Origin of the sequence: Christensenella sp. (genome assembly GCF_034927525.1) — a bacterium.
Lineage (GTDB): Bacteria > Bacillota > Clostridia > Christensenellales > Christensenellaceae > Christensenella.
The window spans coordinates 1-4,681 of record NZ_JAYFPU010000343.1; the positions used below are offsets into that span (position 1 = coordinate 1).

The following is a 4,681-nucleotide window of genomic DNA, read 5'->3' on the forward strand; positions in this document are numbered from 1 at the left end:
AATTACGCACCTGCTCCACATAAAGCGTATCTACGCCACGACCTGATGTCCCCTTGATGTCGACGCCAATAAAACCTTGCCCCCCTGCCGGAGGAAGCGCCGTCGTATTCAACCTCTGGCGCGTATAGCCTTTCGTATCAACATTGGAGATATTGTGTCCTGTGATATCCAGTTGATTTTGACTTACAAATAATCCTGTTTTGGCAATTTCCAGCCCATAAAATGTCGATCTCATACTTACTCCTTCACACGCTGCTGTCTATAATTCCGCGATTGTCCAAACCTTCATCTTCCACTTCACCGGAATTACCGTATATATTACTCGTCTGAGGTTCCTTCAAAAAAACGTTGGTCATATAATTCATATAGTCCAGGTGCAGTCCAATCAGCGCCTGGTTTTCAGCGTTTATTTTCTTTTGCTCATCCACCAGCAATCTCAATTCCTCTGCTGCGCTTTCCAGCTCGCCAGCTTCTTTCGGCGACGTCATTTTACAAATATCGTCTAACGTCGGCCCATGAACGTCTTCTTTTGAACCTGTGTTCATAATCTGGCGTACAACGGAAAGCCTTTTCTCCTCCATGTCGGAAATTTGGCCCAGTATCTCCCATTCCGTCTTCACAATCTCACCGACACGCTGTACATCGTTTTGTACGATTGCCTCTTTCTTTTCGAGTGAGACTTTATAAATTTCACGATGCATATTAGACAGTTGGTGTAGAATGTCAATGATCATCCCTATCATTCCATCACCTTCAAATAAACATGAGAATGGAGTCGGCGATCCTCTCGGGTTCGACGGCGAACGTACCCGCATCCATCATATCCCTAACAGCTTTCACGCGCGAACTCTCCCCCGTGTTTTCAGTTTTTTCAAATTCAGTCTTCGCCGTAGTAAATACCTTTGCAAAAGAAACCGCTTCCCCTGAAATATCAATGTCGTCTTTTCCCTGCGTTTCAGTATTTTGCACGTTTGTCTTATTTGCAATCATCTGATAACGTTGTACTGCATATATCGATGTTGTAGCGTCGATTTTCATCATTGCTCACTTCCTTTATTTTCTACTATTTATATTTACATGCAACTTGTCCATTTTTCCGCTGCCCATAGACTTACGGTTGTTTGTTTGGTCTTCATCTACATGATTTTGCTTGGGAAGCACGCTTCCCAATGCATGAGCGAGTGTATCTGAACATTTTTTACATAAACGTCCGCTTGTAATTGGCGCGCCACACTTCTCGCATACCAAAAAACCATCGGCAGCCACCATTTCCAAGCGGCCTTCCCTCAAAAAATGCAAAATCAACTTTTCATCGATTTCCGTTTCCTTCGAGACTTCTTCAACGGAAGCCCGTGGGTGCTGATACAAATATTCCTTGATGGTTTTGAATTGGTCTTCCATTTTACGAAGACATTCGGGACACGCGCTTGCTCCTGAGGACTGGAATATTCGTCCGCAATAGCCGCACGTTTTATAGTTTAAAGCCATACTTGCACCTCATCCCCTATCGTCTGGTCGATATTGCCGTCCCATCCATTTCATCCGCTGTTGTAAGCGCCCTGGAAGCAAGCTGCATTGCACGACTTGCGCGAATTAAACTGGAAAACTCACTGGCTAGATCTACGTTAGATCCTTCCAATGCTTTTTGTATGATACCCGTATCCGCCGCCGCAGGTTGCCCCGACGCTGCCGATGCCGCATATCGATTGTTCGACACCGTAATCAAGCCGTTTTGATTCGGGAAAGTAAACCTACCTAATCTTGCATATTCCGCAGAGCCGCCGCCCTGTGACAAGCCGCCGTCCCTTTCTCTTCGAGCGCCTCAGTTTCTTTCAGGAGGTTATCTACCAATTGGTCGTCAGTTTGCACCAAATCTGTGGACAAATGCGCTACCAGATCCTCTTTATCAATACACTCTATAGTATCCTTTGACAGCTCCAAGTCCTTTAGTATCTCGTTTATCATATCTTGTTTTGGAACAAACTCTCCGGGGGATTCTTTCATTTTTTCTGCCTCAATTTCATGTTAGGTTACTCCAATAATTATATATTTACATAATATATATCGTAAAAAACGCCCAAAACTTTAACGTATACAGTGGTAACCATGTATTATTCTTTAAAATAAAAAATAGCAGTCACCGCTTCCAGTCACTGCTATTTTAAAATCTTGTAAACTTTTACTATCTCCAACACTCCGAAATCCTTCCTCAAATCACATAACTTTTTCCCCAAACCACACAAGTCTTTCCTCCATCCCAAAACCCAGGAGGAAAATTTAAAACGCACTTGCGAAGAAAAACTACATCACATCATACATCCTCAACGACAAGACATCTTGCATCGGTTCACGCTCCTTTCCTCCACAGGATTGCTATACACATCGCTTCTTTTTGCATCACGATTCGCAGTATAATTACTGTTTAAGCACCATGGGATTGCTTTGTTGCTTTACTTTCTTTCGCCTTTTCCTCTATCCTTTCAGTGTTATAACTTGCAGTACAACGACTTCTTGCCATGGGATTGCTGTGCGGTTCTTGTTTATCACCATAGTTTTGCTGTGCCCTTTTCTATTTGCCGGAACCGGATGCCGGAAAACAAAAAAGAGTGCCTTGACTGCTGTTTTGGCAATCATGACACTCTTGTATTGTCTTACTGTTTTCCAAAAGAGGAAAATTTCAGTCTGCCCTGCCGGGAAACTCTCGTGTGATTTGAGGAAGAGTTTCGAGGGAGTAGGGATATCTACTCCAGAAAATCCCTCAGCTTTTTACTTCTGCTTGGATGACGCAGCTTACGAAGCGCCTTTGCCTCGATTTGCCTGATTCGTTCGCGCGTCACCTGGAATTCCTTACCGACTTCCTCTAACGTTCTCGCACGTCCGTCTTCCAGTCCAAAACGCAGCTTAAGGACTTTTTCTTCCCTTGGTGTCAAAGTGTCGAGCACGTCGATCAGCTGTTCTTTCAGAAGCGTGAACGCAGCTGCCTCTGCCGGCGCGGGGGCGTCGTCATCCGGAATAAAATCACCCAGATGGCTGTCTTCTTCTTCGCCGATCGGCGTTTCCAAAGAAACCGGCTCCTGAGCGATCTTCAGTATCTCGCGCACCTTTTCTTCAGGAATGTCCATTTCCTTTGCCAGCTCCTCGGGCAACGGATCGCGTCCGTACTGCTGCAGCAGCTGACGGGACACGCGGATCAGCTTGTTGATCGTTTCCACCATGTGCACAGGAATCCTGATCGTACGCGCCTGGTCTGCGATCGCGCGTGTGATCGCCTGCCTGATCCACCATGTTGCATACGTACTGAATTTATATCCTTTTTCATAGTCGAATTTCTCGACCGCCTTAATCAAGCCAAGGTTCCCCTCCTGTATCAAATCAAGGAACAGCATACCACGGCCCACGTAACGCTTTGCGATACTCACCACAAGACGCAGGTTCGCTTCCGCCAGCTTGCGCTTTGCTTCCTGATCGCCTTCGCCCATGCGCTTCGCAAGCTCAACTTCTTCTGTCGCCGACAGCAGCGGCACTTTACCGATCTCTTTTAAGTACATCCTGACCGGATCGTCAATATTGATATTCTCCGGCATGGATATCTCAAAATCGCTGGCTTCCTCTTCCGGTTTTTCAGATTCCTTTTCAACATCCTCGTCAATCACGTCGATGTTGTGTTCCTCAAGTGTCTCGTATAATTTCTCGATCTGATCGGGACGCAGCTGAACATCCTCCAAAGACCCCATGATATCCTGATACTTTATCACGCCCTTGGCTTTGCCCATCTCCACGATTTTAGCGATACGCTCTTCCGCCAGTTTTGCCTGCGCTTCCGTTACTTCCTTGGAAGCAGCAATTTCTTTTCCTTTTTTTTCTGCCAAATCAATTTCACCTACTATATAATATTTAAAAACTTGTCTTAAGCCTATGTATCTCTTTTGTCAGCGAGCTGATACGCCCGATCATCGCCTTTTTCTCTTCCGGATCGCTTTCACTTTCATATTTCACGTTTATGATCTTTAAGTCTGCCTCCAGCCTGTCAAGCTGGATACGGCGCACACAGTCCTCGAAAAAATCATCAAAATTTTTCAGCTCTCCCAGCACTTCGTCCGCCATACTGAAAAGCTCCGTCGCGTGCTGCAAATCAGTTTCACTTTGCAGTACGGATAATAATTCGGCATTGGTGGGCGAAAACCCTTTTTTTGCACACTGTAAAGTGTATGAAAATATTTTTTTGTTCGCCGGGTGCTTAAAATCCTGCTCGTCCAGCTTCCCCTCCAGCTTAAGAACCATCTGTGGATTGGTCGCAAGCAGGCGGATCAGGCAATTCTCCGTTTTCAGGTCTGCGCTTTGTGTCTCCACCTCCTTTACAGGTGGCTTCCACGAGATTTCTTCCCTCTGCCCCGTTCCAGCGTCCTGCGCGATCGCATTGACGGAAAAGCCCGTAAGCTCGGAAAGCTTTTTCATATACTTTTCACGCACCATCGCGCTCGCAACACCTTTTAAGAGGCCGACACATTCCTTTGCAAACTTTTCTTTCTGATAACTATCACTTAAATCGTATTGCTCAGCCGTAATCTTAAATTTATAATCCATAAGCGGCAAAGATGCTTTCATCAGCTTCACATATCCGTCCTTACCGTATTGCTTCAAAAACTCATCCGGGTCTTGTCCTCCCGGAATGCTGACCACA

8 protein-coding genes are annotated in these 4,681 nt (G+C 45.6%); all 8 read right to left on the reverse strand.

The window, feature by feature from the left end:
• Positions 1–235, reverse strand: a 235-nt coding sequence (locus tag VB081_RS13755; RefSeq protein WP_323401349.1) for a flagellar basal body protein, incomplete at its 3' end; no start/stop codon positions are given.
• A 10-nt stretch (positions 236–245) separates the two neighbouring features.
• A complete protein-coding gene (locus VB081_RS13760) occupies positions 246–743 on the reverse strand; it encodes a flagellar protein FlgN (RefSeq protein WP_323401350.1) in 498 nt (165 codons plus the stop codon).
• A gap of 10 nt (positions 744–753) precedes the next feature.
• Positions 754–1,041, reverse strand: coding sequence for a flagellar biosynthesis anti-sigma factor FlgM (locus VB081_RS13765; protein WP_323401351.1), 288 nt, complete (start codon positions 1,039–1,041; stop codon positions 754–756).
• 12 nt (positions 1,042–1,053) lie between these two features.
• Positions 1,054–1,488 (reverse strand): MerR family transcriptional regulator, encoded by a 435-nt coding sequence (locus VB081_RS13770; protein WP_323401352.1) that lies wholly within the window; start codon positions 1,486–1,488, stop codon positions 1,054–1,056.
• 16 nt (positions 1,489–1,504) lie between these two features.
• Complete coding sequence (locus VB081_RS15100) at positions 1,505–1,717, reverse strand: flagellar basal body rod C-terminal domain-containing protein (RefSeq protein ID WP_323401353.1); 213 nt, start codon at positions 1,715–1,717, stop codon at positions 1,505–1,507.
• A gap of 38 nt (positions 1,718–1,755) precedes the next feature.
• A complete protein-coding gene (locus VB081_RS13780) occupies positions 1,756–2,004 on the reverse strand; it encodes a hypothetical protein (RefSeq protein ID WP_323401354.1) in 249 nt (82 codons plus the stop codon).
• Between the two features lie 737 nt (positions 2,005–2,741).
• Positions 2,742–3,869 carry an RNA polymerase sigma factor RpoD gene (rpoD, locus tag VB081_RS13785; RefSeq protein WP_331676057.1) on the reverse strand — a complete coding sequence of 376 codons (1,128 nt, stop codon included), beginning with the start codon at positions 3,867–3,869 and terminating at the stop codon, positions 2,742–2,744.
• 25 nt (positions 3,870–3,894) lie between these two features.
• Positions 3,895–4,681: DnaB-like helicase N-terminal domain-containing protein (locus VB081_RS13790; RefSeq protein ID WP_323401355.1), on the reverse strand; the 787-nt coding region annotated here is incomplete at its 5' end.